Consider the following 23,776-nt stretch of genomic DNA (forward strand, 5'->3'; position numbering starts at 1 on the left):
CTTAGGTCCGGCTGTCGGTGACATGAGAATACGGGATCGTGGGTTAGCTTGGTATACTTCGGGCCTTGGGTGCCCGTGACCCCGGTTCAAATCCGGGCGATCCCATGTTGCTGTCGTGAACGAACTCGTAAGCGACAGCAACTGGTGAGCACGGAATTGAACCCTGGAAGACGAGCGACGCGAGTCTTCCTTCGGTTCCAAATCCGGGCGATCCCACCCTCATTTGAATAACACGCCATTGCGGCTCCGGCATCCGGTCGCCCGCTGTCGAGTCGCGGCACCCCTGACCATCGCGTAACTATCGAGCTAGTAAACGGTGAATAACTAACTGCCAAGCCGATCGAACGAGAGGTGGGTATGGCACACAGTGGGGGATATCAGGACGGTAGCGAATCGAGTCGGGGGCCTTCCTCGACGAGGATTGCTGCCCTGTTCGAGTTGCTCGCCGACGAGGAGCGGCAGGTCATCGTCCAGTATCTCCTGTCCCAGTCCGACGAATCGGTCCCCGTGGCGGATCTCGTCGACGCTCTCGTCCGTTCGTTCGGCTACGAACGGACTCGAGCAGTGCTCAGACTCCGCCACGACCACCTGCCCAGGTTGGCGGATCGACGGCTCATCGATTACGACGATCGCCGCTCGCTCGTCTGGTTCGACGAACGGGCCGACCACGACGACCTGCACACGCTCTTCGAGGTGGCCGACGCGATCTCGTCCGCGCGACTCTAGGAGGCGACGCTACTCCTCGACCAGGTCGGCGACGGTGTCGAAGTTCTCGACGACAACGTCGGCGGAGCGGAGGTGTTCCTGGGCGGCCGCGAAGCGGTCTTCGCGGTCGCTCGAGTCCCCGGTGTAGCCGGCCCGGGAGGCAGCGGCGAGGTCGTCACAGGCCGGGGCGAACGCTTCGGCGGCCGAGACGAGGTCGGCGACGGTATCGGCGACGGAGTCGGGGGCGTCCAGCGCGGACAGGGTCTGTGCGGCGGTGCGGAAGTCGCTGGCGGCGTCGGGGAACTCCTCGCGCGGGTCGCGGTAACTCCCGCTCTCGTAGTCGTCGACCGCGTCGATGAAGGTTTCGAGGGCCGAGCGGAACGCGGAGAGGGCATCGGCGATCGTCGGGAACGCGTCGACTTCGGCCTCGAACTGGTCGACTTTGCCGGTATAGGTGGCTTCGTCCAGTCCCTCGAAAGCGGTCGTGTCGTCGGCGCTCGTTTCGGTGGCGAGCGTGTCTAAGTATCCCCGGGCACGGTCAGTTTCGGAGCGGATGCTCGCGATTTCGTCCGGGACACCGCCCGTGTTCTCCGCGTAGAACCGGTCGACGACGAACACGAAGTCCTGGTAGGCGTCGTACAGTTCCGCCTGACACCGGACGCCGCGGTCGAAGAAGGTCGCGACGCCACGGAGCGCCTCGACGGTCGCCTGCTGGTCGGCGCTGGCGTCCTCCGGGACGTTCTCGAGTGCCTGCCGGGCACGGCTGACGGGGTTGGTCACGTCCGCGACGGTGACGGTCACCGACGCGTCGACGTCGAGCAGGGTGGGGCTCTCGCCGTTACCCCCACTCTCGCTATCGGCCCCATCCGCCTCCGCGGCGAAGGCGACGTACTCGGAGAGGGCAGTCGAGAGCCGCGAGCGAGCCTGGTCGAGCTGGCGAGTGGCCTCCCGTTCGGCCTCGCTCGGGGTGGCGGTTTCGGTCGCCGTCTCGGTCTCGGTGTCGGTCGCCGTGGCCGTGTCGGTCGCTTCCGTCGTCGGGTCGGGCGCGCCCTGTGTCGCGGTTTCGGTCGGCGGGCGCTCGGTGGATGCTGGCGTCGTTCCGTCGGTATCGGTGGCGGCGTCGGTGCTGCCCCCGGTCTCGGTCCCGGTCTCGATCCGGAAGGCCGAACAGCCGGCGGACCACAGGACGCCAGCGGTCGCGAGGAGGGTTCGGCGGCGCATACACCGCATACTTACCACCAGGATGTTAATTCTGACCCTCCCCACACGCGCCACGCGAACGCCGATCACACCCCCCGACCCCCTCGTTTCAGTTCCAGTGTACCCTTTGCGACCCTTTATCTGCGAGTACGCACAACGCCTGTCCAGTACATGGCTCGCGCGGAGGACACCGAGGTAATCGATCTCTTCGAGGAGTTCTACCGCAACTACTACCGCAACGAGATCGGCGACCTCGCACAGAAGTACCCCACCGAGAAGAAGTCCCTCTACGTCGACTGGCAGGAACTCTACCGGTTCGATCCGGACCTCGCCGACGACTTCCGCAACCACCCCGAGCAGTTCCAGGACTACGCCGAGGAGGCCCTCCGACTCTACGACCTCCCCGTCGACGTGAAACTCGGGCAGGCACACGTCCGCGTGACGAACCTGCCCGAGGCGACCGATATCCGTGCCATCCGTGCCGACCACCGCGGCAAACTCATCACAATCAAGGGCATCGTCCGCAAGGCCACCGACGTCCGCCCGAAGGTCACGACCGCCGCCTTCGAGTGCCAGCGCTGTGGCACGCTCACCCGCATCCCGCAGGCCACCGGCGACTTCCAGGAACCCCACGAGTGCCAGGGCTGTGAACGGCAGGGGCCGTTCCGCATCAACTACGACCAGTCGGAGTTCGTCGACGCCCAGAAACTCCGGGTCCAGGAGTCCCCCGAGGGACTCCGTGGCGGCGAGACGCCCCAGAACATCGACGTGAACATCGAGGACGACATCACCGGCGAAGTGACGGCGGGGGACCACGTCGCCGTCACGGGCGTCCTCAAACTCGACCAGCAGGGCAGCCAGGGCGAGCAATCGCCCATGTTCGACGTGTACATGGACGGCTTCACGGTCGAGATCGAGGACGAGCAGTTCGAGGACATGGACATCACCGACGAGGACAAAAAGGAGATCGTCGCCCTCTCGGAGGAGCCGGACATCTACGACAAGATGGTCGCCTCCATCGCCCCCTCCATCTACGGCTACGAGCAGGCCAAACTCGCGATGATCCTCCAGCTGTTCTCGGGCGTCACCAAACACCTCCCCGACGGCTCCCGCATCCGCGGCGACCTCCACATGCTCCTGATCGGTGATCCGGGTACTGGTAAGTGTCTGTCTGGTGATACTAGCGTAACGCTCTCCGATGGACGACGCGTGGCGATTAGGGAACTCGTCGAGGAGAACCTCGAGGACCCGAAACCAGTCGACGACGGCGTGTACGACGAGGTCGACATCGAGGTACCGTCTCTGACAGAAGACGGCCGTATCGAGCAGGCACGGGCGACGAAGGTCTGGAAGCGGGAGGCTCCGGACCGGATGTACAGGGTCCGGACGGCAAGCGGGCACGACCTAGAGGTTACGCCGTCTCACCCGCTTTTCGTTCAGGATGGCGGGGATTTCGCTCCACGAAGGGCGGAACGGCTCCAGGAGGGGTCGTTCATTGCGACACCGCGTACGGTCCAGACGGAAGGCGACGATTCGCTCTCAGTTGCCTATACCCGTTCACGGTCTCCGAATGCTGTCAGACTCGACTTACCCGACACGTGGACACCATGGCTGGCCCGTCTCGTCGGTTACATCGTCGCCGAAGGTCACGTCACCTACGATGACGGCCGCGGCGACGTTCGAATCACGAATGAAGACGAGGCGGTCCTCGACGATGCAGCGTCGGCCCTCGACCGTCTCGGCGTGAACTGGAGTGTTCTTGAGTCACGGCCAGAGAAGGAAGCGAAAGTCGTCCGCTGTGGGTCGGGCGAGTTCGCAAGCTTCCTCTCGAACCTCGAACCGGCGATTGTGGAGGGCTCGGCAGCACAGCGTGTGCCGACACCCATCTTCCGGGCGAGCCCCCCGATCAAGAGAGCGTTCCTGCGTGCCTATATCGAGGGCGAAGGCCACGTTTCGGCGAACCAACGCGAACTCACTGTCGCCTCGATGAGCCGTGCGTTGCTCGATGGCGTGCGCTCCATTTTGCTCTCGTTTGGTATTTCCTGTGCAATCGAATCCCGTGATAATGGAAGCCACCGCCTCAGGGTCAGCGGTGAGGACTTCTCCGAGTACGTTCGGACGGTCGGCTTCGTCACGGATCGCAAGCAGATTGCTGGTGAGGCCCACGAAGGTGTTGCACCGAACACGAACACCGACGTCATTCCCGAGATCGGAGCGGAACTGCGGCGAATCCGCGAGCGCCTCGCTCTCTCCCAGTCCGAGTGTGGACTGAAACGCAGCACGTACCAACATCACGAGCGCGGTGACCGGAACCCGAGCCGTGATAGTCTCCAGACTGTCGTCTCGGCGTTCGAGGGCCGACTCGTGTGGCTCCGTGATCAGCGGGCACGAGTCGCCGACCGTGATTGGGACGCGATCGAGTCCGTGCGCCACGAACTGAACCTCTCGCAGAAGGCCCTCGCTGATGGCATGGACGTCTCACAGACGGCGATCAGTTACTACGAGCGGAACGATGCTGTCCCGGACGGTGGTTCCGTCGAAGATGCTGCGACGGTGGTCCTCGACCGAATCGATGCGGCCCTCTCCGTTGAGGAAGACGTGCGAGCGCTTCGCGACCTCGCCACGAGCGACGTTCGGTGGGATCGAATCGAATCCATCGAATCCATCGACCCCGACTACGACTGGGTGTACGACCTCGAAGTGGCCGGGACACACAACTACCTCTCGAACGGGATCGTCTCGCACAATTCGGCAATGCTACAATACATCCGAAATATCGCTCCACGTTCAGTGTACACGTCGGGGAAAGGATCATCCTCGGCGGGGCTGACCGCAGCGGCTGTGAGGGACGACTTCGGCGACGGCCAGCAGTGGACTCTGGAGGCTGGGGCGCTCGTGCTGGCTGACAAGGGCATCGCGGCGGTCGACGAGTTAGACAAGATGGCTGCCGACGACCGGAGCGCGATGCACGAAGCGCTGGAACAGCAGTCCTACCATCCGAAATCGGAGGTTCTGCTCAGCGACGGCCGCCGAGTGGAGATCGGCGAGTTCGTCGACGAGCGGATGAGCGACCGCCCGGAAGCGGTCGTGGACGGCGTGGACTGTGAAATCCTTCCGGTCGACGACGTGGGCGTTCACACCGTCGACCTCGACACGAACGAGGTCGAGAAAACGGGTGTCGACCGCGTGAGCCGTCACGAAGCCCCTGACGAGTTCGTCCGGGTGACGTTCTCGAACGGGCGGGACGTGCTGGTGACGCCCGAACACCCGATGTTCGTCGACGACGGCGGCGAGGTCGGGACGGTCGAAGCGAGCGACATCGAAGAAGGGGTGTTCGTTCCCGCACCGCGGAAACTGCCGAACTCGGCGACACCGGTCGAACTCCGGGACGAACCACAGCAGGGGAAAGAGAAAGACGTGACCCTGCCGGACGAACTGTCCCCGGACCTGGCCGAGTTCCTCGGCCTCATGACTGCGGAAGGACACTCCTACGCCGGTTCGGCCCACGAAATCGGGTTCTCGAACCAGGACGAGCGGCTCCTGTCCAGAGCGGCTGACCTGATGCACGACGTGTTCGGAATGGAGAGTACGGACACGACCAACGCTGCGGGGACGGTCACGAAACGGTGGGTGTCGACCAAACTCTACCGCTGGTTCGAAGAGAACTTCCCGGCGGTGATGCACACCGCTCGGGACAAGCGGATTCCAGCGCCGGTCCTCGGCGCTTCAGAGGAAGACATCCGCCGCTTCCTCGTCGGCGCGTTCGCCGGCGATGGTGGCGTCGAGAGCGAGGCGATGTCGCTCTCGACGGCCTCGGAGGGGCTGGCACGCGACTACGCCGACGCGCTCTCGAAGATCGGCGTCGCCTCGCGTATTCACCACGATAGTGCCGAAAACGCGTGGAAGGTCTACGTGATGGGCGACTCGACGGAGCGATTCGTCGAGCAGGTCGTCGACCCCGCGGACGACAGGTTCGAGGACGCGAAAGCGTTCGTCGAGCGGAGCAACGAGACGCCACGGCACCACGACGTGCTTCCGACGAGCGCGGCCCGGGAGATACGCGAGTTACGGTCGCTCCTCGGCCTGCGGCTGACCGGCCGGTTCCGGACGCATCTGGACGAGGGGTTCGGTGTGCAGGTCGAGACGGTCGAAGCCAAACTGCGAGAACTCCGCGAGCGGGCCGAAACCCTGCGCGACGGACTCGCCGCCGCGGAGACGCTGGCCGAAATCCGCGACGCGGTCGGTTGGTCAGGCCAGGAACTCGGCGAGCGCATCGGTGAGACGACGAGTACGGTTCACTACGCCGAGGACGGCGGCTACGACGCCGAACGGCGTGCGGAACTGGTCGATGCTGCCCGGGCGGCCGTCGAGGACGCCCTCGCGGAGTTCGAGCGCCGAGCCGACGCACTCGAAGACCGGTGTGACCTGCGGTACTACCGCGTCACGGACGTCGAGACGGTTCCCAATGAGGGCGAGTTCGCCTGCGACTGGGTGTACGACGTGACCGTGGAGCCTACCAACACCTTCGTCAGCGAGGGTGTCGTCTGCCACAACTCCATCAGCGTCTCGAAGGCCGGCATCAACGCGACCCTCAAGTCGCGCTGCTCGCTGCTCGGGGCGGCGAACCCGAAGTACGGGCGGTTCGACCAGTACGAGCCCATCGCCGAGCAGATCGACCTCGAACCCGCCCTGATCTCGCGGTTCGACCTCATTTTCACGGTGACGGACAAGCCAAACGAGGAGGAAGACCGCAATCTCGCGGAGCACATTCTGACGACGAACTACGCGGGGGAGCTGAACACCCACCGGACGGAGACGAGCGCTTCGGACTACACGGAGGAGGAAGTCGAGCGCGTCACGGAGGAGGTGGCGCCGGTGATCGACGCCGAACTCCTGCGGAAGTACGTGGCCTACGCGAAGCGGAACGTCTACCCGACGATGACGGAGGCGGCGAAAGACGAGATCAGGGACTTCTACGTGGACCTGCGCGCACAGGGGACCGACGAGGACGCGCCGGTGCCGGTAACGGCCCGGAAACTGGAGGCGCTGGTGCGGCTGGCCGAAGCGAGCGCCCGCATCAGGCTCTCGGACACGGTCGAGGTGGACGACGCCCAGCGGGTGATCGAGGTCGTCCGGCGGACGCTCGAAGACATCGGGATGGACCCGGAGACGGGCGAACTCGACGCGGACGTGATCGAGACGGGGACCTCGAAGTCCCAGCGCGACCGGATCAAAGGTATCAAGGACGTGATCCGCGAGCTACAGGACGAGTACGACGAGGGGGCACCCCGGGAACGGGTGCTGGAACGGGCCGAGGAAGTCGGCATCGAACGGGACAAGGCCGAACACGAGATACAGAAACTCCGGGACAAAGGCGAGGTGTACTCGCCGTCCGGTGACTCGCTTCGCATCGTGTAATGGACCGCATCTCAGCGCTCCGGAACGTCGAGAACGCGCTCGCGGCGTTCGAGGCCGGCGACCTCGATCTCGCCGCACTGGAGCGGCAGGTCCAGGGCGTCCTGCGGACCTACGCGACGGAGTTCGAGGGGGAGCTGTCGGCCTACCGCGCCAGTGACCCCGACCGGGCGGCGGGGATGATCGTGCTGGCCCGGGACGACCGTGCGGCCAGGGAGCGCGTCCGGGACCTGCTCGACGCGCCGGAGCTCGCGGTCGAGGTGACGCCGGCCGGGGAGGAAACGGGATGAACGCGCCCGTCAGACGCACCCGAAGGGTTTTAGCGGGGACCAATACTATCTCGAATATAGTGGCAGTGAGGACGTAATGACGGCCCCGATAACCGAACGACTGGGGGACGCGACGACGGTGCTGTTGGGGGCACCGTCGATGACCGGCGGGGCCGACGACGCGTGTGTGGACCTGCTCTCGGGGAACGACCCCGCGGAGACGAGCGTTCTGTGGGTGTCGTTCACGAAGCCGCCCGCGGACTGTCTCGCGCAGTGGCGGGACCAGCACGAAGCGGACCCGGCCCAGTTCGGCGTCGTCGTCGTCGGGGAGACCGTCGGGGGTGGCGACGCGGACATCAACCCGAACGCGGTCCAGCGCGTCTCGAACCCGTCGGACCTCACCGGTATCGGGATCACCGTCGGCGAGTTCATCTCGGGGCGCGACGAGGACATCACCGTCTGTTTCGACTCGTTGACGGCCCTGCTCCAGTACGTCGACCTGGAGACGGCCTACGAGTTCCTCCACGCGCTGACCGGCCAGCTGTACAGTGCCGGTGCGGTCTCGCACTTCCACATCGACCCCAGCGCCCACGACCGGCGGACGGTCGATACGCTGCTGTCGCTGTTCGACGCCGAGGTCGAACTCGGTGAGGGCGAGCCGACAGTCCGGACGCGCTACCCGCTCGAGGAGAGCTGAGGGCCCCGGTCCCAGCCGCGCAGGTACGTCTCGACCAGCCGCGCCTCTGCCCCCCGGAGTAGCGAGTTGGCCGTACTCGACGTACAGTCGAGCACGCCGGCGATCTCCTCGCAGGTGGCCTCTCGCGGTTCCTCGTAGTAGCCCAGGCGGACCGCGACCTGGAGGGCCTCGCGCTGGCGCGACGTCAACAGTGACCCGGAGCCACCAGCCGGGTGATAGTCGCCGACGCCCTCGATCCGGACGGTGACGGACTCGGGGACGGCGGCGACGCCCCGGCGGAGCGCTCGCTCGGTTCCGGCGACGGTGACGAGCATCGAGCCGTCGTCGGTGAACTCGATGGGGTCGTCGACGAGCAGCGCCTGCTCGTCGGCGATGGAGAGAAGCGTCCGCAACGGCTCCGCGGGGTCGACGTGACAGAGGGCGTACTGGCCGTCCTCGCCGGCGGCGACGCGGGACGACCGGACACAGTCCGGCGTCGAGAGGAGTCGGTCGAGGTCGTCGACGGAGCGGTCGGTCACGAGCCGGTAGAGAAGGAGGATCGACTCGTCCTGAAGCAGATCGATGGACGCGAGCTGGTCGCGGACGACGCCGTGTGCGCCGTCGACGACGCCGTCGAGTTCGTGGAACTGCCCTCCCTCCGGCGTGAGGGCGATCCGGATGTACCTGATCTCCATGCCCGCTTCTCGGATTTTCACGGCCTCCACGAGCAAAAGCGTATGGCCGGCGCCGGTCAGGCGACGAAGTCGCTCTCGATCTCGGTCGTGGTGTCGACCAGCGCTGCCGCGGCGTCGGTCGCCTGCAACACTTTCTGCATGTCCCCCTCCAGCTCGAAAGTCCCGCTCATCAGCCCGTCGATGGCGCCCACGTCGCCCTCGACCATCCGCTTCCAGTCGTCGTATGCTCCGGCGAACCAGAAGCCGTAGGGCTCGTCCTCGGGCGTCTCGGTCCGGTAGGCGTCGGTGCAGTCGCCGGCTTCCAGACCGACGAAGTAGTAGTGACTCTCCGCCAGACCGTCGGCGGCCTCGACCTCGAAAATGAAGTCGCCGTTGAACTCGATCCCCCAGTCGCTGGCGGCTTCGCGGTAGGTCTCGTTGTCGTTGAGTCGGTCCTGGAACTGCTCGATCCACGCCTCGCTCGGAAATTCGTAGCTCATTTTTCAATCACCTGCGGCGGACACGTCCGCCTCGAACCGCTCCGCACCGATGGAGTCGACGGTCGACTGGTAGTTGCCCTGTGCTGTCCGGAAGAGGAGATCGGCGTCGATCCCCAGCGGATTGTCACCCATGATGTTCATGACGGTCGGCCCGAGGAGGTCGTCGAAGAACCGCTCGAACATCGGCTCGTACACCTCTTCGACGACCGTGGGATCGATCTCGGCGAGCTGCGCCATCAGCCAGCGCCCGTTGGCGATGTGACGGCCCTCGTCCTCCTCGATCTTCTCGATTGCGGCCTGGAAGCCCGGGAGCGCGCCCTTCGCGTCGAGCATCTGCGCGAGACTCTTGTAGCCCACGCGGGCGAGTTCCGCCTCGACGATCCCCATGTAGTGTGCGACCGCCTCGGCCAGCGTGTGGACCAGCGTCGCCTGGTCCGCGTCGACGGCCCGGCGGAGTTCGTCGGAGACCGCCTCGAGGTCGTCGATGAGGAACGACTGGAGTTCGGGGTTCCAGAAGTTCTCGGCCTCGAACCCGCCGTAGTCGGTGTCCTGGGTGCCGAACACCTCCTCGAAGTACCGGCTGAAGAACTCGGTGTGTTTCGACTCCTCCCACAGCTGTGTCGTGAGGAACATCTCCTCTTGCAGGGTGTCGAAGCCGGGCGCTTCGAGGGCGCCGACGGCCAGCGGGTACGGCGCCAGCGTGCGCGTCACCGACTCCTCGCCCTCGTAGAACAGCGAGCAGAGCTTGACGAACTGGTAGCGTTCGTCGTCGGTGAACTCCGTCTCCCAGTCCGCTTTGTCCTGTTCGAGGTCGAACGATTCCGGGTCCCAAACCCCCCGTTGCTTCGCTTTCCGGTACCACTCGAACGACGCGTCCCGATCCGTGTAATCAAGTGCCACGGTACCCCTACCCATCGACGCCAGGCGCATTGCCGTTCCCACGGATATATCCGACCGTTTAAACCGCCCGCCGGACCCGGCGATAATGGATACTTTTTTGATGCTTCGCCGTCGCTCCTCGCCCGTGTTGTTGGTGGTGACGTACTCCCGTGCGGCCCGCGAGCGGTTGCGGAACGCCTGCCGGCGCCACGATGGGGCCGCCGTCCGGCGGTTCGGGCGGGCGGCGCTGTTCGAGGAGACGGAGTTCGGCGCCTTCCTCGCTCTCCGACTGCGTGCCGTCCACGGGGCCGACGTACAGGTCGAACGGACCGAACCGCTCAACGAGTTCGAGCGCGTGCCCGAGCAGGTGCGAACGGCCGCCGAAGCCTACGCCGACCGCGACAGCCCGAGCACTCCCTACCGGGCGTTCGCCGCTGGCACCGACCATCCGGACCCCGAACGGATGAAAGGCCGCGAGCTATGAGGCTCGTCGTCGGCGACACCGTCCGGGAGGGCCGTGCCGTCGACGCCAGCGACCTCCCCGTCTCTCTCGACGCGGCGCTGGCAGCGATAGCCGACGCCGGCGCGAACGCGACGGACGGGGGCGGTACCGAGGTTGTCATCGAGCCCGCGGCACCGGGGCCGGTTCACGAGCACGTGGGCGGTGTGACGGCCGGGATGGACCTGTCCGTCCGGTCGGCGCTGGCGGCCGCGGCGCGCTCCCGGGGCGTGACCGCACCGCAGGACGACCGCATCGAGACGCTCCGTGAGCGATTGGCTACCTTCGACCCGGAGCCGGTCTCGACCCGGGAACAGCGGCGCGCCGTCGCCGAGGCCGGCGAGACGGTCGAACAACTACGGGAGCGCGTCGCGGCACTTCGGGGCCGCGTGCGGGCGCTGGAGGAGGCGGATGCCGACGCAGGGGACGCGCGGGCGGACCTCTCGACGGCGGTCCAGCGGCTCTCGGAAGCCGAGACGGACCGGATCGCGGCCGAACAACGGCTCGACGCGGCGCGCGCGGCTGCACGGGAGACCCGCGACGCCCGCGACCGTCGGCTGCGACTCGAAGACCGGCTCGCGAACCGCGAGCGGGAGGCCCGCACACACCTCGTCGAACGGGTCGCGCCCGACTACGCCGAGGCGGTCGCGGCGGTGCCGGGGGCCGACGCCACCGACGCGACTGCGACCTCGACCACCGACACGCCCCTCCCCGACGTCCAGCCGGTGACGGGCGCGCTGGCGGTGGCCCGGGTCGCCGACCTCTCGGCACCGGTCGTGCTCGCCTGCGACCGCTTCACGACGCCGGCGCGGGCGGCCGACTGGCTCGACGCGCCCGTCCTCTCCCTGTAGTTTAAATCGGAGAGCGCGACCAGACGGCCTATGGTGTCGCTGACATGCGAGACGACTCGCGACGGGGGTGTGACGCTCGTGACGGCCCGCGTGACGAACCCCGGCCGTCGTCGCCGGGTCCGGCTGGAACACGACGCGGACGGGGCGGTCTGGCCGCCCCGAACCGAGGGCGTCCCGGCCGCCGGCTGGGACGGGAACGCCTTCGAGTGTGTGCTGGCCGCCGGCGAGACGCGAGCGGTCGGGTACGCGACCCCCGCCCGCGTCACGGACCCGCTCACCGTCGCCGAGACCGAACCGGTCGCGGCCGAGACGGGGTTCGAGACCCACGACGCCGTTCCGGACGTGGCCGCGAGCCCGGCGGGCGTGGTCCGCGCGCTCGGGACGCCCGTGCCGCCGCGCGACGCGGTCCCCGACCCGGACGGCGATGGCGAGGAGTCCGCGACGACCGCTCAGCCGGCGGCCGACGCCGCTTCGGAACCGACTGCCCCCGAGGGGGACGTGCCGCCGTCGGCGGTGCCCGACCCCGACCACGAATCGTCGCCGGGGTCGGCTGATTCCGACGCGGTGGACTCGACGCGGCCGTCGGCCGACGCCGCCGCAGCGTGGCTCGCGGCGGTCGAGACGCGCGTCGAGGCGGCCGAGGCGCTGTCGGACAGGACGGCGGTCGCGGCGGCGGTGCCGGCCGTGCGGGAACTGGGCGGGCTGGCGGGTGTCCGTGAGGCCGCGACGGAGTTGGACGGCGAGGCCGACCGACTGCGGCGGGTCGCCGACCGTGCCTCGGCGCTGGCGGACCGGGCCGAGGCCGCGACGGTGCCCGTCGAGACGCTGGACCGGCTCGCATGATCCTCGGGGTCACGGGCGGGAAAGGCGGGGTCGGGAAGACGACGGTGGCGTACAACCTCGGGGCGGAACTCGACGCGGTCGTCGTCGACGCCGACCTGGGGATGGCCGACCTCCCGACGGCACGAGGGCCGGACCTCCACGACGTGCTGGCCGGCCGCGCCGACCCGCTGGAAGTGATCCGCGAGGGCGGCCCGGTCGACCTGCTTCCCTGTGGCCGGTCGCTCGCGGGCGCGCGGGCCGCCGACCCGACGGCGCTGGTCGAAGTCATCGAGGCCGTCGCGGCCGCCTACGACCGGGTCGTCGTCGACTGCCCGGCGGGGATGGGCGGGGACGTGGGACTCGCCCTCCTGCCGACCGAGGCCTGCGTCCTGGTGACGACACCGCGGCCGGCGGCGCTGTCCGACGCGGTGCGGGCGCGAGCACTCGCCCGCGAACTCGACGCGGGGCTGGCGCGAGTGGTCTGCAACCGCGCCGGCGAGAACCCGCCGACGGAGCGGCTTGCGACGCGATTCGGCGCGCCGGTGACGACAGTGCCGGAGTCGCGGTCGCTCGCGGTCGCTCAGGACGACGGCGTGCCGGTCGCCGCGACGGCGCCGGACGGGCCGGCGGCGACGGCGTTCGCGTCGCTGGCTGAGGCGGTGCGGAGAACGGTCGCGGCCGACGGGGGCAGTCAGCCCTCGTAGCCGGCGTAGTCCATCAGTTCGGCGAAGATGTCGGTGTCCATGGCGTCCTCGTAGACGATGCCGGTGAGCATCCCGCCCGGGTAGCTGGCGGCGTCGTCGAGTCCGTTGGTGACGTGGTTGACCTTGTGGCAGTGCGTGAGGTAGATGCCGGGGTCGGCGTCGGCCTCGAACTCGATGGTGTGTCGTTCGGCCGGGGCGATGTTGGTCACGTCACGCTCGTACTGGAGCGCGTCGGGGAGCTGGGTGCCGTCTTTCTCGACCACCCGGAACCGGTGGTTGTGGGTGTGCATCGGGTGGGACATGTACCCGCTGTTGACCATGTGGACGCGGACGGTGTCGCCCTGACTGACGATCAGCGGTGAGCCATCCTCGGGGTGGAGCGTCCGGGGTGCCGACCGCCCGTTGATCGTGAACACGTCCGGTCGCCGGTTCCGGGCGCTGTAGGTCACGTCCTCGCCGGCGTACGTTCGCGGGAGCCGAGAGTCCCAGTCTTTCAGCGTCATGAAGTACTCCCGGTCGGCTTCCTCGTAGCCGTCGGGATCGACGCGGAAGATCCCGTACATCCCCATCTCGATGTGATTGTGGGTCTGGTAGTGACAGTGATAGAGGTGGGTCCCGGGGACGTTTGCCGGAATCTCGTAGGTGTGCTGTTCACCGGGCTGGACGGTGATGCCGGTCGAGGTCGGCACGCCGTCGTTCTCCCACGATGTCTGGGACCCGTGGAAGTGGATGGTGTGGGGGCGCATCCCGTCGGTGTTGTCCAGTAGCACCTCGACAGTGTCCCCTTCCTGGGCCCGGAGGATCGGCCCGGGGACGCTCGGCTGGCGGTCGTCGGCCTGGAAGGCCCACACTCGCGGGAGCTCGATGGGACCGCCCATCGCCTCGCCCGGGTGGGCCGGGAGGCGCGCAGGGCGCGTGCTGAGCGTGACCTCGTTGTTCTGCTCGGCGAGGTCGACGACTTCCGGCTTGCCCGCGGCCGGGAGGTCCTGTGACCCGCCGGCCGCCGTCTCCGTCGTCGTCGCGGTCGTTTCCGCTGCCGTCTCAGTCATCGTGTTCGGGTCCGCCGGCACCTGGCACCCCGCGATGGCCGCGAGACCGGTCGCTCCGGTCGCCTTCACGAAATCACGACGCGAGAACGGCGTCCCAGGCGCACTCATCTGATCGCTCATGACACCCGAGCATTGTGAGTGGTCGCATAAGGGGGGTCGAGGGTGTTCCTGCTGGCCGAGAACGACCCAGGAGGACCTGATACTATAGTGCCTTTCGGTTCAGTCCCCGCCCGCGGGGTCGTCCTCGCGGAGGTCGTGGTAGGTCGCCCGGAGCGTCACGGGGGTCACGCCGGCGACGTCCGCGGTCGCGGCCTGTGTGAGGTCGTGGTCGCACTCGCGGGCGGCGGTGTAGAGACAGCCCGCCGCGACGCCGGCGGGGTTCCGCCCCGAGATCAGGCCCTGGTCCCGGGCCTGGTCGACCAGGTCCCTGGCACGGCGCTCGGTGGCCTGTGGGAGGTCGAGTGCGCTCGCGAACCGCGCGAGGTACTCCGCCGGGTCGATGGGGCCGGTCGGCAACCCCAGTTCGCGGTTGCAGGCGTCGTAAGCCGCCGAGAGTTCGGCCTCCGTCGCGCGGGCGCCGGTCACGACCTCGTCGAGGGTGCGCGAGACGGAGGCGGTCCGGCAGGTGGCGTAGACCGCCGCGCCGGCGAACCCCTCGATGGAGCGGCCCCGGAGCAGGTCCGCGTCCTGTGCCGACTCGAAGAGCACACACGCCCGGTCGCGGACGTACTCCGGGAGATCGAGTTCGCTCACCAGCCGCCTGATTTCGGTGAACCCGTAGACGCGATTGCGCTCCGCTTTCGAGGAAATCTGAGCGCGCTCGTGCTGGCGTCGCATCCGCGCGATCCGGCGCCGTTTGCGCCCCTTCAGCCGCGTCCGGGTCCCGATCTCCGTCGTGAGGCCGCGGTCGTGGCGCGACCGGGTCAAGGGAGCGCCCGTCCGCTCGCGGTTCGTCTCGTCGTCCGCGAAGGAGCGCCACTCCGGCCCGCGGTCGATGTTGTCCTCGGCCACGACCAGTCCGCAGCTGGTACAGACCGTCTCCCGTTCTCCCTCGCGGAGCCGCCCGTCACACTCCGGGCAGGCCCGTCGCGTCGTCGTGCTCATGACGTTCGAAAGTTGGCTCGGTCTGGTATTTAAACCCGCGACGGAACGGGCGTCGTCGCCTCGAACGCGGCGCTCGAACCGACCGGTTATCGGTCGGTGGTGTCGTGAACGAGGCGGCCCTGCCACCGCCGGGCCGGCCGGCGGATCACGAAGCTTTATCAACGAACTGGCAGAACCCGGGCGTATGGGGTTGTCGGACATCGCGGCGGGGGTGGAGGTGACGACCGAGCAGCGGGACCGGGGGGTCGCGACCGTCGACGACACCGACGGGTCGCTGGCCGAGCGGCTGGCGACCTACGAGGCGGCGCTGCCCTGTTCGGCCGCCGACGCCGCGACCGTCGTCGAGGCGTACGCCGAGGGGCAGTCGGTCGGGACCGCGGCCCGCGTCGCCGGCCTCGCGCCGGTCACGGCCGCGAAGGCGCTCCACCTGCTCGGCGAGTCCGTCTCGCCGCTGGGACCGACCGGCCGCGAGATCGTCCGCGACTGGCTCGCCGCGGAGCTCTCGCGGTCCGAGGCCCGCGAACTGGCCGCGGCGACCGAGCGGGAGTTCGCCCTGGCCGCCTACGTCGAGACACACGACACGCTCGCGGGTGCCGAGGAAGCCGTCGCCAGCGTGCTCGCGCCCGACCCGGCCGGTGACCCGCTCGCCGACACCCGCAGCGACCTGGACGACCTGCAGGACCTCTAGGCGACCAGCATCGTCGCGTTGAGAACCGCCGCACAGCACCAGGGCAGTCCCAACCCGAGCGGGACGGCCCGCCGCTGTCGCTCCGGGAGAACGGCCCACACCCCGAGTCCGGCCGACAGGATGCCCGCCTTCAGCAGGCCGTGCGAGAGCAGTCCACCCCGTTCGAGGGCCTCCCGGACGACCGGGTTCCCCTCCGTCAGTCCGTTCGCGAGCCCGTACTGAGTCGACAGGAGGTCGCCGAGCAGCGCGCCGACGGCGAACAGCCACAGCGCAAGCTCCCGCCGCCCCACTCCGGCCCGGACGGGTGATCGTCGTCGTGTCGATTCCTCCGTTCGGACGCGCGTCTCCGGTGCCATAGCTGACCGGACCGTCCTCGCGGCCACCCACCCCACCCCAGCGAGGCACGCGACCGACCGGACAGTCTCGCTCGTCAACAGGAACTCCTCTCGGAAAAAGGCGGCGAACTGACAGGAACGGCGGGCGGACCGCCGCGGCCGGTCGCGGGGAACTCGCCGCCGTTTCCTACCGGTCCCGGTACCGCTCGAGGACGCCGCCCTCGGGGAAGGAGAGGTCGAGAGACGTCTCGAAGGCCGTTTCGACGGCCGCGGCGACGGCCGGCGCGAACTCGGTATCCGGGTCGAGACAGGCCGGGAGGTCCGGGACGGCCGTCGCCTCGCTCTCGGGTACCGTCGCGTCCGCGCCGTCGACGGCCGGGTCCTCGCCCGCGCGGTTGGCGACGACGACGGTCGCCGGTGCGCCGATGTCGTGCAGTCGGTCGCGCTGGCGGGGGAGGTGGTCGGCTCCGTGGGCCGTCGCCGGGACGACGAGCCCGACGCGGTCGGCGGCCGTCGCCGCCGCGACCGCCTGGTTGGCGGCGACGGGCGGCGTGTCGACGAGGACGTGGTCGAACCGTTCACGCGCGGTCGCGAGGCGCTCCTCGAACCGCTCGGCGGCCGCGGTCGTCTGTGCCCGTGCCAGCCGCTCGAACGGCGCTCGGGCCGGACAGGCCGCGAGTCGCCCGTCGACGGCCGCCGGGTGGTCGACCAGTCCCGCATCGAGGTGCTCGTCGCTCGCGTCGGTCACGAGCGCCGTCAGGTCCGGGTCGAGCCGACCGGGGACGTGTGCCGCCAGCCCCTGCGTGCCGAAGGCGGCGTCGAACAGCGCCACGTCACGGCCGTCGCGGGCGAGCGTCGCCCCGAACTCGACCGTCAGTCGCGTCGTGCCCGCACCGCCGGTCGCCCCCACCAGCGCGAGCGCTCGAACTCCTGTCACGACCGGGCTTTCCCGCCTTCCCACTCAAAAACCTACGGATCAGTCACCGGCGATGTCGTCGGCGATGGCGGCGAGCTCGTCGTCGTCGAGGTCCGGCGCGGCCCCGCCGACGGCGTGGATCGGGCTGCCGCCGTCGCCCTCGAACCGCGGGACGATGTGGTAGTGGACGTGGGGAATCTCCTGGCCGCTGGCCTCGCCGTTGTTGAGGCCGACGTTGCTCCCGTCGGCGTCGACCGCGCCCTCGACCGTCCCCACGAGATCGAACAGGGCCTCGTGAATACTGGCCGCGAGACTGGGGTCCAGGTCCTGCAGTTGTGACTGGTGGGCTTTCGGGATGACGAGCGTGTGCCCGCGCGCGAGCGGGTTCGCGTCGAGGAACGCGAGCACGTCGTCGTCCTCGTAAACCGTGTGGCTCGGAATCTCCCCGTCGACTATCGAACAGAAGATACAGTCCCCTGACATCGGCTCGGAGTTGGGCCGCCGGTTCCAAAAGGCTACGCCAACCGGCGTGTTCCGCGACCGGCCCGGTCACGCCACCCCGCCACCCCGCCACTCCGGCCCGGCATTTCGACCCGTTGCCCCGGCCCGCTCGGGACCACGCATTTCCGTCGGGCTGCCGTTCATTGGTGTATGTCAACGATTCCCGAGGCGTACCACGACCTGTTCGAGAAGGCGACGTTCGCCCACGTGACGACGATGCTCCCGGACGGGCGCCCGCACACGACACCGGTCTGGATCGATTACGACCCCGACGACGACCGCCTCCTCGTGAACACCGAGCGCCACCGTCGGAAGGCCAAAAACGTCGCCGAGGATCCCTCCGTGGCCGTGAGCATGACCGACCCCGACAACCCCTATCGGTTCCTCTCGGTGACGGGGGAGGTCGACGAGGTGACGACCGAGGGCGCGCGCGAACACATCGACGACCTGGCGATGCGGTACATGGGCGAAGACGAGTACCCCAACCCCATCGAGAGCGAGCGCGTCGTCCTGCGGATTCGCGCGGACGAGGTGTACTCCGGCGGCTGATCCGGCCGTCGTCGGTTCCCGCCGGCGGCCACTGCCGTTCCGACCCCGTCGGCGACCGGTCGCCGCGTGGTGCATCGTGGCCGGGAAAACCGTTATTTCGTCGCTCGTCCTTGCCTCGGCCGTGAGCGACGACGCCTTCGCCCCCGCGACGGACGCCCACGTACATCTGATGCCCGAAGGGTTGATCGAGGCCATCCGCAGCGTCCTGTCCAGCGAAACCGGGTGGTCGTTCGACCATCCGGTCGCCCAGCCCCGGATCGAGCGCCTGCTCCGGGCGGCCGGCGTCGAGCGCTACGTCGCGCTGCCCTACGCCCACGAGCCGGGCATCGCCGCCGACCTCAACGAGTGGGTGCTCGACCGGGCCGCCGACTCGGACATGGCCGTCCCGTTCGCCACCGTCCACGGCGACGACGACGTTCGCGCCGTCGTCCGCGACGCCTTCGAGGCGGGCGCCCGCGGCCTGAAGTTCCAGTGCCCGGTCCAGGAGTGTGGCCCGGCCGATCCGCGCCTCGACCCCGCCTTCGAACTCGCGGCCGAGCACGACCGCCCGATCCTGTTCCACGCCGGGACCGCGCCGATGTTCGAGGACAGCCCGCACGTCGGCGCCGAGGCGTTCGAGTCGTTTCTCGCCTCCTACCCGAACGTTCGCACCTGCGCCGCGCACATGGGGACTTACGAACACGAACGGTTCATCGACCTCGCCCGCGACCACGAGACGGTCTTTCTCGACACGACGATGACGATGTCGCCACGGTCGCCCGCGGTCGTGGACTTCGACCCCGCCGAAATCGCCGACGAGACGCTCGTCGAACTCTCCGAGTCGATCATGTACGGCTCCGACTTCCCGAACATCCCCTACCCCTACGAGGCCGAACGGCGCGGCCTGCTCGCCCGTGATCTCCCACGAGCGGCCGCCCGTGACATCTTCACCAGGACCGCCGACCGCTTCCTCGGCGTGGCCTGAGACGGCCGCCGGACGACGCGTACGTATCCGCTGGCCTTGCCCCTCGGTGCCCTTGCGTCTGCTGCTACCGTGCTGTCGCCGTGTCGCCGCCGTGTTCGCGTCTCTCGCAGCGCGTTCGTTCGGCCTGTGGCAACGACTGGCAAAACAGTTATCACCGATTTGTCTGTATATGGCCGCGATGACGAGCACCCGAGATCGGTTTCGCTTGCTGGTACTGACATCGGTCGTTGCCTGCCTGAGCACCGTCGTTTTCGTGGGCCCCGCGCTCGGCGCGCCGGCCGACGGGGGTGATTCCCCGAGTCTCCTGATCGCGACGAGCGAGATCGCCCAGGTCATGCTGTCTATCGGGGCGGTCGCGTTCGTGCTCCAGGCCGCCCGCGCCTACGGCGGCGAGATCGGGCAGGCGCTGTACGTCGCCGGCGGCGGCGTCGTCATCTTCGCCATCTGGCGACTGCTCCACGGCGCGTCCAGCCTCCTCCAGCTCCGCCAGCCGCCGGCCAACGTCGGGAGCGTCGTGTACCTGCTCGTCACGATGCTACTTCTGGCCGGCTTCTACATGCTCTACGATACGATGAGCGAACACTCGGCGGCCTAACGTATGAGTTACGGAGCCCTCGCGGAACGCCTGATCGAGGCCCAGCGGTCGATGCTCGGCCGGCGAGCCATCGACGTCGCACAGTCCATCGACGGTCTCTCGGTCGACGACGACGGGGCCGTCGAAGGGGTCGACGGTGGCGCCGCACACGACCGGTCGGTGATCGCCGCCCTCGTCGACGAGTACGTCTCGATCATGGGCCAGTCAGCGCACAATCGCCTCGACGACGCCGCGGCCGAGTTCGAGGGCGACCTCGTCCTCCCCGAGAACCTCGGCGGCCCCGCCGAAGTCGACGGTGCCGACGCGGGCGCGACCGACGCCGGCGACGCGGACGACGCCGATGCAGGCGCGACCACCGAAACCGCGACCGAAGAAACCGGCGGTCCAACGGCCGAATCCCGGCCCGGCGAGGAACCGACGACCGACGCCGAACCGGCCGAGCCCGGTGCGGGAACCGCCGGAGCGGCGGGGGCGAAGGGGGCTGCCGACCACACGAGCGCCGACCCCGACGAGGTCGTCACCAACATCTGGGGCGAGGAACACGAGAGCGACGCCGACGACACCGACGCCGATCCGACCGACGTGGACATCGAATCGGTGTACATCACCGTCACCGACGAGGGAGGCTGGGAACAGCCCGTCCCGGTCGACCGGGCGATCGTCGAGGCCGTCACCAACGTCACCGACCTCGCCGAGGAGGACCTGGACGACCTCTCGACGTACGTTGACACCCACCGCATCGTCCGCCTGCTTGAGACCGACACCACCGACCCCGTCTCCTTCGAGATCGAGGGCCACGACGTGACCCTCCACGCCGACGGCGGCATCCACGTCCAGTGATCGGGCGGTCCACTGCGGCCCGTCGACAACGGCACGCCAGTTTCTTTCCGCGCGAAAACACTGATAGAGCTTGGGCCTGAATAACAGGGTACATCCATGAAAAACGCAGTCATCGTCGACGCGGTGCGGACACCGTTCGGGAAGCGCAACGGCTCGTTCAGCGACACACACCCCCAGGACCTGGCGGCCGAACCCCTGGTGGCCCTCGAAGACAGGAACGACCTCGACGCGCCGAACACAGTCGAGGACGTCATCTACGGCTGTGTGACGCCGGTCGACGAGCAGGGGCTGAACATCGCCCGGCTCGCACCGATGGTCGCCGGCTGGGGTGACGACGTGCCCGGCGTCCAACTGAACCGGATGTGTGGCTCGGGCCAGCAGGCCATCAACTTCGCCGCGAGCATGGTCATGGCCGGCCAGCACGACGTGCTCGTCGGCGGCGGCGTCGAGCACATGACCCGCGTCCCGATGGGCTCGGACGGCAACAGCGTCACGGACACCTACTTCGAGCACTTCGACGAGGTGACCACACAGGGCGAGGGCGCCGAGCGCATCGCCGAGGAGTACGGCTTCTCCCGCGAGGAACTCGACGAAATCGCCGTCGACTCACAGCGGCGCTGGGGCGAGGCCTGGGAGGACGGCGCCTACGACGACCAGATCGTCCCCGTCGAGACCGAACTCGACGGCGAGCCCGTCACCGTCGAGCAGGACGAACACCCCCGGCCCGACACCGACCTGGAGACGCTCTCCGGGCTCCCCCTCTCCTTCCGCGAGGAGGGCAACGGCGTCCACCACGCCGGGAACTCCTCGGGCATCGTCGACGGCTCCTCCGCCGTGCTGGTCGCCAGCGAGGAGGCCGCCGAGGAACACGGCTGGGACCCGATGGCCCGCATCGTCGCCACCGAGGTCGTCGGCGTCGACCCGCTCACGATGCTCAAAGGTCCCATCCCGGCCACCGAGCAGGTACTGGAGAAGGCCGACATGGACGTCTCCGACATCGACCTCTTCGAGGTCAACGAGGCCTTCGCCGCCGTCGTCGCCGCGTGGCTCGAGGAGACCGGCGCCTCCTGGGAGGACACGAACGTCAACGGCGGCGCCATCGCCCACGGCCACCCGCTCGGTGCCACCGGCTCCGCCCTGATGACCAAGATCGCCCACGAACTCCAGCGCACCGGCCAGGACTACGCACTCTCGGCGATGTGCATCGGCTTCGGGCAGGGCATCGCGACGATCATCGAGCGTCTCTAGAACCCACTTTTTCCAGGAGGGGGTGCGCGTCGCGCACCCCCTCCTGCAAAAACTTGGGGAAAAACTGCCGAGACCTCACTCCGTTCGGTCTCGGTGAACCGGCGCGCAGGGCGCGCCGGATGCTCGCTCCGCCGACCGCTCACCCCAGACTCACGTCGAGATACAGCATGACGATGGCGCCGGCCATCAGCCCCAGCGTCGCGACGCGCTCGTACCCGCGGGTGTGGGTCTCGGGGATGATCTCGTCGGAGATGACGAAGAGCATCGCGCCGGCGGCAAAGCCCATAGCGTAGGGGAGGAGCGGACGGAAGAACTGGACGGCGAGCGCGCCGGCGACGGCGACGGGAATCTCGACGACCCCGGAGCGGACGCCGGCGAAGGTGGCGTAGGCCCGGCGGTCGAGCCCGGCGTTGACCGCTGCGACCGACACCGCCAAGCCTTCGGGGATGTTCTGGATGCCGATGGCGAGCATCAGCGCGATGCCCCCGGCGGTGTCGCCCGAGCCGAAGCCGACGCCGACCGCCAGCCCCTCGGGGATGTTGTGCAGCGTGATGGCGAGGACGAACAGAACGACCGGGGCGAGCCGCTCGTTGTCGAGCGCGGCGATGCCCTCGCCGGGATTGGCCGCGTCCGTCCGTCTGCTCCCCGTCAGGAGATAGTGGGCGTGGGGGACGATCCCGTCGGCCTGGTCGAGAAAGAGCGCGCCGAGGGCGACGCCCGTGAGGACGGGAATCGGGTTCCCGTCGGAGTACTGCTCGATCCCGGGGACGATGAGGCTGGTAAAGGCCGCCGCGAGCATCACGCCGGCGGCGAAGCCCAGCGCCGCGTCCAGCGCCCGCTCGGAGGGGTTCCGCCAGACAAGCACCAGCGACGCCCCGACGAGGTTCAGGGTGGCGATGACGATACCGCCCGCCAGCCCCTGCAGGACGGGGTCGGTCCCGACGACGCGGACGAACGCGTCGACTAGGGCAGCCATGCTCCCGCTTCCACGGAGAGGATGAAATAGTTACCGTCGGACGCGGCGAGGCGTGGACAGGGTCAGCCGCCCGCGAGACTGTCAGCCGCCCGCGAGACTGTCAGCCGCCCGCGGGACTGTCAGTCGTCCGCGAGACCGGCCAGCGTCTCCCGGATCGCCGCGACGTAGCTCTCGCGGGTGTGGTCCAGCCGCGAGAGCCACACCTCCTGATAGCTCGGATGGAGCACCGGGAGGACCGTCGTGTCGAGGTCGGGACAGGGCACAGGCTCCAGTACCGCGTCGAGGAAGCCGTCGAGGTCACGGTCCGCGGCGGCCAGCACGGATTTCGTGGCGTGTTTGCCGGTCGTGACGACCGCTGCCGGCTCGACCTGCTCGATCTCGGTCAGCAGAAACGGCCGGCAGTTCGCGCGCTCGGCGGCGGTCGGTTCGCGGTTCGCGGGCGGTCCGTCCCCGGAGTCCGTGTCGCCCTCGCCCTCGTCTTCGGCGGCCGGGAAGCACTTGACCGCGTTCGTGAAGTAACAGTCCCCCTGGTCGTAGCCGGCGTCGGCCAGCAGTTCGCGGATTCGACGGCCGGAGTGCCGTGAGGTGTAGGCCAGCCCGGTCCAGTTGCCGCCGCGCCAGCGGTCGGCCTCGGGGTCACCGTAGCCGGGCGCCTCGCCGACGACGACGAGGGCAGCGTCGAGCGAACCGTTGCCCCACGAGATACACTCCCGCCCCTCCACGAGTGCGGGGCACTTCAGGCAGTCGCCGGCCAGCCGATTCCGCGTCGTCGGGTCCGGGAACTCCGGCATCGCTTTTGACTGTGTGTGGTCGCGGA

Annotated in this window: 25 protein-coding genes and 1 tRNA gene; 15 read left to right on the forward strand and 11 right to left on the reverse strand. The window is 68.6% G+C overall.

The genetic code is table 11. The annotated features are described in order from the left end of the window. Positions 1–32 precede the first annotated feature (32 nt). Positions 33–105, forward strand: a tRNA-Pro gene (locus tag MUG96_RS01485). 252 nt (positions 106–357) lie between these two features. Then, positions 358–726, forward strand: coding sequence for a DUF7344 domain-containing protein (locus MUG96_RS01490; protein WP_246985869.1), 369 nt, complete (start codon positions 358–360; stop codon positions 724–726). Positions 727–735: 9 nt separating this feature from the next. Here MUG96_RS01490 and MUG96_RS01495 read toward each other — a convergent pair whose 3' ends face one another. After that, positions 736–1,926, reverse strand: a complete 1,191-nt coding sequence (locus MUG96_RS01495) for a hypothetical protein (protein WP_246985871.1) — start codon at positions 1,924–1,926, stop codon at positions 736–738. 150 nt (positions 1,927–2,076) lie between these two features. Here MUG96_RS01495 and MUG96_RS01500 point away from each other — a divergent pair, with 150 nt between their 5' ends. The 3 genes from MUG96_RS01500 (at position 2,077) to MUG96_RS01510 (ending at position 8,286) form a co-directional block, all read left to right on the forward strand. After that, positions 2,077–7,323: an LAGLIDADG family homing endonuclease gene (locus MUG96_RS01500; protein WP_246985873.1), complete on the forward strand. Its 5,247-nt coding sequence runs from the start codon at positions 2,077–2,079 to the stop codon at positions 7,321–7,323. Beyond that, complete coding sequence (locus tag MUG96_RS01505; RefSeq protein ID WP_246985875.1) at positions 7,323–7,610, forward strand: DUF7854 family protein; 288 nt, start codon at positions 7,323–7,325, stop codon at positions 7,608–7,610. Before MUG96_RS01500 ends, MUG96_RS01505 begins: the two co-directional genes overlap by 1 nt. Positions 7,611–7,686: 76 nt before the next feature. Continuing rightward, complete coding sequence (locus tag MUG96_RS01510; protein ID WP_246985877.1) at positions 7,687–8,286, forward strand: DUF7504 family protein; 600 nt, start codon at positions 7,687–7,689, stop codon at positions 8,284–8,286. Here the strand turns inward: MUG96_RS01510 and MUG96_RS01515 are convergent. The 3 genes from MUG96_RS01515 to MUG96_RS01525 are packed head-to-tail and all read right to left on the reverse strand — an operon-like array spanning position 8,265 to position 10,354. After that, complete coding sequence (locus MUG96_RS01515; RefSeq protein ID WP_246985879.1) at positions 8,265–8,960, reverse strand: helix-turn-helix domain-containing protein; 696 nt, start codon at positions 8,958–8,960, stop codon at positions 8,265–8,267. The genes MUG96_RS01510 and MUG96_RS01515 overlap by 22 nt on opposite strands. 56 nt (positions 8,961–9,016) lie before the next feature. Beyond that, the gene (locus MUG96_RS01520) at positions 9,017–9,439 is read right to left on the reverse strand and encodes an SCP2 sterol-binding domain-containing protein (protein WP_246985881.1); all 423 of its coding nucleotides are present in this window, start codon (positions 9,437–9,439) and stop codon (positions 9,017–9,019) included. A 3-nt stretch (positions 9,440–9,442) separates the two neighbouring features. Continuing rightward, positions 9,443–10,354 carry a ribonucleotide-diphosphate reductase subunit beta gene (locus tag MUG96_RS01525; RefSeq protein WP_246985883.1) on the reverse strand — a complete coding sequence of 304 codons (912 nt, stop codon included), beginning with the start codon at positions 10,352–10,354 and terminating at the stop codon, positions 9,443–9,445. A gap of 109 nt (positions 10,355–10,463) precedes the next feature. Between MUG96_RS01525 and MUG96_RS01530 the strand changes: the two genes are divergently transcribed. Genes MUG96_RS01530 through MUG96_RS01545 form a run of 4 tightly spaced genes read left to right on the forward strand, consistent with a single transcriptional unit; the run spans position 10,464 to position 13,194 of the window. Further along, positions 10,464–10,802 (forward strand): DUF7855 family protein, encoded by a 339-nt coding sequence (locus MUG96_RS01530; RefSeq protein WP_246988730.1) that lies wholly within the window; start codon positions 10,464–10,466, stop codon positions 10,800–10,802. Next, the gene (locus MUG96_RS01535) at positions 10,799–11,668 is read left to right on the forward strand and encodes a DUF7856 family protein (protein ID WP_246985885.1); all 870 of its coding nucleotides are present in this window, start codon (positions 10,799–10,801) and stop codon (positions 11,666–11,668) included. Before MUG96_RS01530 ends, MUG96_RS01535 begins: the two co-directional genes overlap by 4 nt. A 30-nt stretch (positions 11,669–11,698) precedes the next feature. Then, complete coding sequence (locus MUG96_RS01540) at positions 11,699–12,511, forward strand: DUF7857 domain-containing protein (protein ID WP_246985887.1); 813 nt, start codon at positions 11,699–11,701, stop codon at positions 12,509–12,511. After that, a complete protein-coding gene (locus tag MUG96_RS01545; protein WP_246985889.1) occupies positions 12,508–13,194 on the forward strand; it encodes a MinD/ParA family ATP-binding protein in 687 nt (228 codons plus the stop codon). The genes MUG96_RS01540 and MUG96_RS01545 overlap by 4 nt, the downstream gene beginning before the upstream one ends. Here the strand turns inward: MUG96_RS01545 and MUG96_RS01550 are convergent. After that, positions 13,182–14,363 carry a multicopper oxidase domain-containing protein gene (locus MUG96_RS01550; protein WP_246985891.1) on the reverse strand — a complete coding sequence of 394 codons (1,182 nt, stop codon included), beginning with the start codon at positions 14,361–14,363 and terminating at the stop codon, positions 13,182–13,184. The genes MUG96_RS01545 and MUG96_RS01550 overlap by 13 nt on opposite strands. A 99-nt stretch (positions 14,364–14,462) precedes the next feature. Continuing rightward, on the reverse strand, positions 14,463–15,347 hold the full coding sequence (locus MUG96_RS01555; protein WP_246985893.1) for a transcription initiation factor IIB: 885 nt from the start codon (positions 15,345–15,347) through the stop codon (positions 14,463–14,465). A gap of 184 nt (positions 15,348–15,531) precedes the next feature. On the opposite strand from MUG96_RS01555, the gene MUG96_RS01560 reads away from it, so the two are divergent. Then, entirely contained in the window at positions 15,532–16,035 is a 504-nt protein-coding gene (locus MUG96_RS01560) for a DUF7858 family protein (RefSeq protein WP_246985895.1), read from the forward strand. Here the strand turns inward: MUG96_RS01560 and MUG96_RS01565 are convergent. From MUG96_RS01565 to MUG96_RS01575, 3 genes are all read right to left on the reverse strand, one after another. Further along, entirely contained in the window at positions 16,032–16,391 is a 360-nt protein-coding gene (locus tag MUG96_RS01565) for a hypothetical protein (protein ID WP_246985897.1), read from the reverse strand. The genes MUG96_RS01560 and MUG96_RS01565 overlap by 4 nt on opposite strands. Before the next feature lie 166 nt (positions 16,392–16,557). Further along, complete coding sequence (locus tag MUG96_RS01570) at positions 16,558–17,307, reverse strand: ParA family protein (protein ID WP_246985899.1); 750 nt, start codon at positions 17,305–17,307, stop codon at positions 16,558–16,560. Positions 17,308–17,346: 39 nt separating this feature from the next. Beyond that, the gene (locus MUG96_RS01575; RefSeq protein ID WP_246985901.1) at positions 17,347–17,769 is read right to left on the reverse strand and encodes an HIT family protein; all 423 of its coding nucleotides are present in this window, start codon (positions 17,767–17,769) and stop codon (positions 17,347–17,349) included. 168 nt (positions 17,770–17,937) lie between these two features. Between MUG96_RS01575 and MUG96_RS01580 the strand changes: the two genes are divergently transcribed. The 5 genes from MUG96_RS01580 (at position 17,938) to MUG96_RS01600 (ending at position 21,983) form a co-directional block, all read left to right on the forward strand. Further along, positions 17,938–18,336: a pyridoxamine 5'-phosphate oxidase family protein gene (locus MUG96_RS01580; protein WP_246985903.1), complete on the forward strand. Its 399-nt coding sequence runs from the start codon at positions 17,938–17,940 to the stop codon at positions 18,334–18,336. A gap of 169 nt (positions 18,337–18,505) precedes the next feature. Next, complete coding sequence (locus tag MUG96_RS01585) at positions 18,506–19,300, forward strand: amidohydrolase family protein (RefSeq protein WP_373222127.1); 795 nt, start codon at positions 18,506–18,508, stop codon at positions 19,298–19,300. Between the two features lie 178 nt (positions 19,301–19,478). Beyond that, positions 19,479–19,895 carry a hypothetical protein gene (locus tag MUG96_RS01590; RefSeq protein ID WP_246985907.1) on the forward strand — a complete coding sequence of 139 codons (417 nt, stop codon included), beginning with the start codon at positions 19,479–19,481 and terminating at the stop codon, positions 19,893–19,895. A gap of 3 nt (positions 19,896–19,898) precedes the next feature. Further along, positions 19,899–20,735: a HalOD1 output domain-containing protein gene (locus MUG96_RS01595; RefSeq protein WP_246985909.1), complete on the forward strand. Its 837-nt coding sequence runs from the start codon at positions 19,899–19,901 to the stop codon at positions 20,733–20,735. Between the two features lie 96 nt (positions 20,736–20,831). After that, positions 20,832–21,983, forward strand: a complete 1,152-nt coding sequence (locus tag MUG96_RS01600; RefSeq protein ID WP_246985911.1) for a thiolase family protein — start codon at positions 20,832–20,834, stop codon at positions 21,981–21,983. Positions 21,984–22,122: 139 nt separating this feature from the next. On the opposite strand, the gene MUG96_RS01605 is transcribed toward MUG96_RS01600, so the two are convergent. Then, on the reverse strand, positions 22,123–22,959 hold the full coding sequence (locus MUG96_RS01605) for a ZIP family metal transporter (RefSeq protein ID WP_246985913.1): 837 nt from the start codon (positions 22,957–22,959) through the stop codon (positions 22,123–22,125). A gap of 119 nt (positions 22,960–23,078) precedes the next feature. After that, positions 23,079–23,750, reverse strand: coding sequence for a uracil-DNA glycosylase (locus tag MUG96_RS01610; RefSeq protein WP_246985915.1), 672 nt, complete (start codon positions 23,748–23,750; stop codon positions 23,079–23,081). Positions 23,751–23,776: the final 26 nt, after the last annotated feature.

Origin of the sequence: Halorientalis marina, from assembly GCF_023028345.1 — an archaeon.
Taxonomy (GTDB): domain Archaea; phylum Halobacteriota; class Halobacteria; order Halobacteriales; family Haloarculaceae; genus Halorientalis; species Halorientalis marina.

Excerpts from the sequence above, each read along its gene's own strand:
- MUG96_RS01490 (WP_246985869.1), top strand. The coding sequence starts at position 358 with ATGGCACACAGTGGGGGATATCAGGACGGTAGCGAATCGAGTCGGGGG.
- MUG96_RS01495 (WP_246985871.1), bottom strand. The coding sequence starts at position 1,926 with ATGCGCCGCCGAACCCTCCTCGCGACCGCTGGCGTCCTGTGGTCCGCC.
- MUG96_RS01500 (WP_246985873.1), top strand. The coding sequence starts at position 2,077 with ATGGCTCGCGCGGAGGACACCGAGGTAATCGATCTCTTCGAGGAGTTC.
- MUG96_RS01505 (WP_246985875.1), top strand. The coding sequence starts at position 7,323 with ATGGACCGCATCTCAGCGCTCCGGAACGTCGAGAACGCGCTCGCGGCG.
- MUG96_RS01510 (WP_246985877.1), top strand. The coding sequence starts at position 7,687 with ATGACGGCCCCGATAACCGAACGACTGGGGGACGCGACGACGGTGCTG.
- MUG96_RS01515 (WP_246985879.1), bottom strand. The coding sequence starts at position 8,960 with ATGGAGATCAGGTACATCCGGATCGCCCTCACGCCGGAGGGAGGGCAG.
- MUG96_RS01520 (WP_246985881.1), bottom strand. The coding sequence starts at position 9,439 with ATGAGCTACGAATTTCCGAGCGAGGCGTGGATCGAGCAGTTCCAGGAC.
- MUG96_RS01525 (WP_246985883.1), bottom strand. The coding sequence starts at position 10,354 with ATGGGTAGGGGTACCGTGGCACTTGATTACACGGATCGGGACGCGTCG.
- MUG96_RS01535 (WP_246985885.1), top strand. The coding sequence starts at position 10,799 with ATGAGGCTCGTCGTCGGCGACACCGTCCGGGAGGGCCGTGCCGTCGAC.
- MUG96_RS01540 (WP_246985887.1), top strand. The coding sequence starts at position 11,699 with ATGGTGTCGCTGACATGCGAGACGACTCGCGACGGGGGTGTGACGCTC.
- MUG96_RS01545 (WP_246985889.1), top strand. The coding sequence starts at position 12,508 with ATGATCCTCGGGGTCACGGGCGGGAAAGGCGGGGTCGGGAAGACGACG.
- MUG96_RS01550 (WP_246985891.1), bottom strand. The coding sequence starts at position 14,363 with ATGAGCGATCAGATGAGTGCGCCTGGGACGCCGTTCTCGCGTCGTGAT.
- MUG96_RS01555 (WP_246985893.1), bottom strand. The coding sequence starts at position 15,347 with ATGAGCACGACGACGCGACGGGCCTGCCCGGAGTGTGACGGGCGGCTC.
- MUG96_RS01560 (WP_246985895.1), top strand. The coding sequence starts at position 15,532 with ATGGGGTTGTCGGACATCGCGGCGGGGGTGGAGGTGACGACCGAGCAG.
- MUG96_RS01565 (WP_246985897.1), bottom strand. The coding sequence starts at position 16,391 with ATGGCACCGGAGACGCGCGTCCGAACGGAGGAATCGACACGACGACGA.
- MUG96_RS01575 (WP_246985901.1), bottom strand. The coding sequence starts at position 17,769 with ATGTCAGGGGACTGTATCTTCTGTTCGATAGTCGACGGGGAGATTCCG.
- MUG96_RS01580 (WP_246985903.1), top strand. The coding sequence starts at position 17,938 with ATGTCAACGATTCCCGAGGCGTACCACGACCTGTTCGAGAAGGCGACG.
- MUG96_RS01585 (WP_373222127.1), top strand. The coding sequence starts at position 18,506 with ATGCCCGAAGGGTTGATCGAGGCCATCCGCAGCGTCCTGTCCAGCGAA.
- MUG96_RS01590 (WP_246985907.1), top strand. The coding sequence starts at position 19,479 with ATGACGAGCACCCGAGATCGGTTTCGCTTGCTGGTACTGACATCGGTC.
- MUG96_RS01595 (WP_246985909.1), top strand. The coding sequence starts at position 19,899 with ATGAGTTACGGAGCCCTCGCGGAACGCCTGATCGAGGCCCAGCGGTCG.
- MUG96_RS01600 (WP_246985911.1), top strand. The coding sequence starts at position 20,832 with ATGAAAAACGCAGTCATCGTCGACGCGGTGCGGACACCGTTCGGGAAG.
- MUG96_RS01605 (WP_246985913.1), bottom strand. The coding sequence starts at position 22,959 with ATGGCTGCCCTAGTCGACGCGTTCGTCCGCGTCGTCGGGACCGACCCC.
- MUG96_RS01610 (WP_246985915.1), bottom strand. The coding sequence starts at position 23,750 with ATGCCGGAGTTCCCGGACCCGACGACGCGGAATCGGCTGGCCGGCGAC.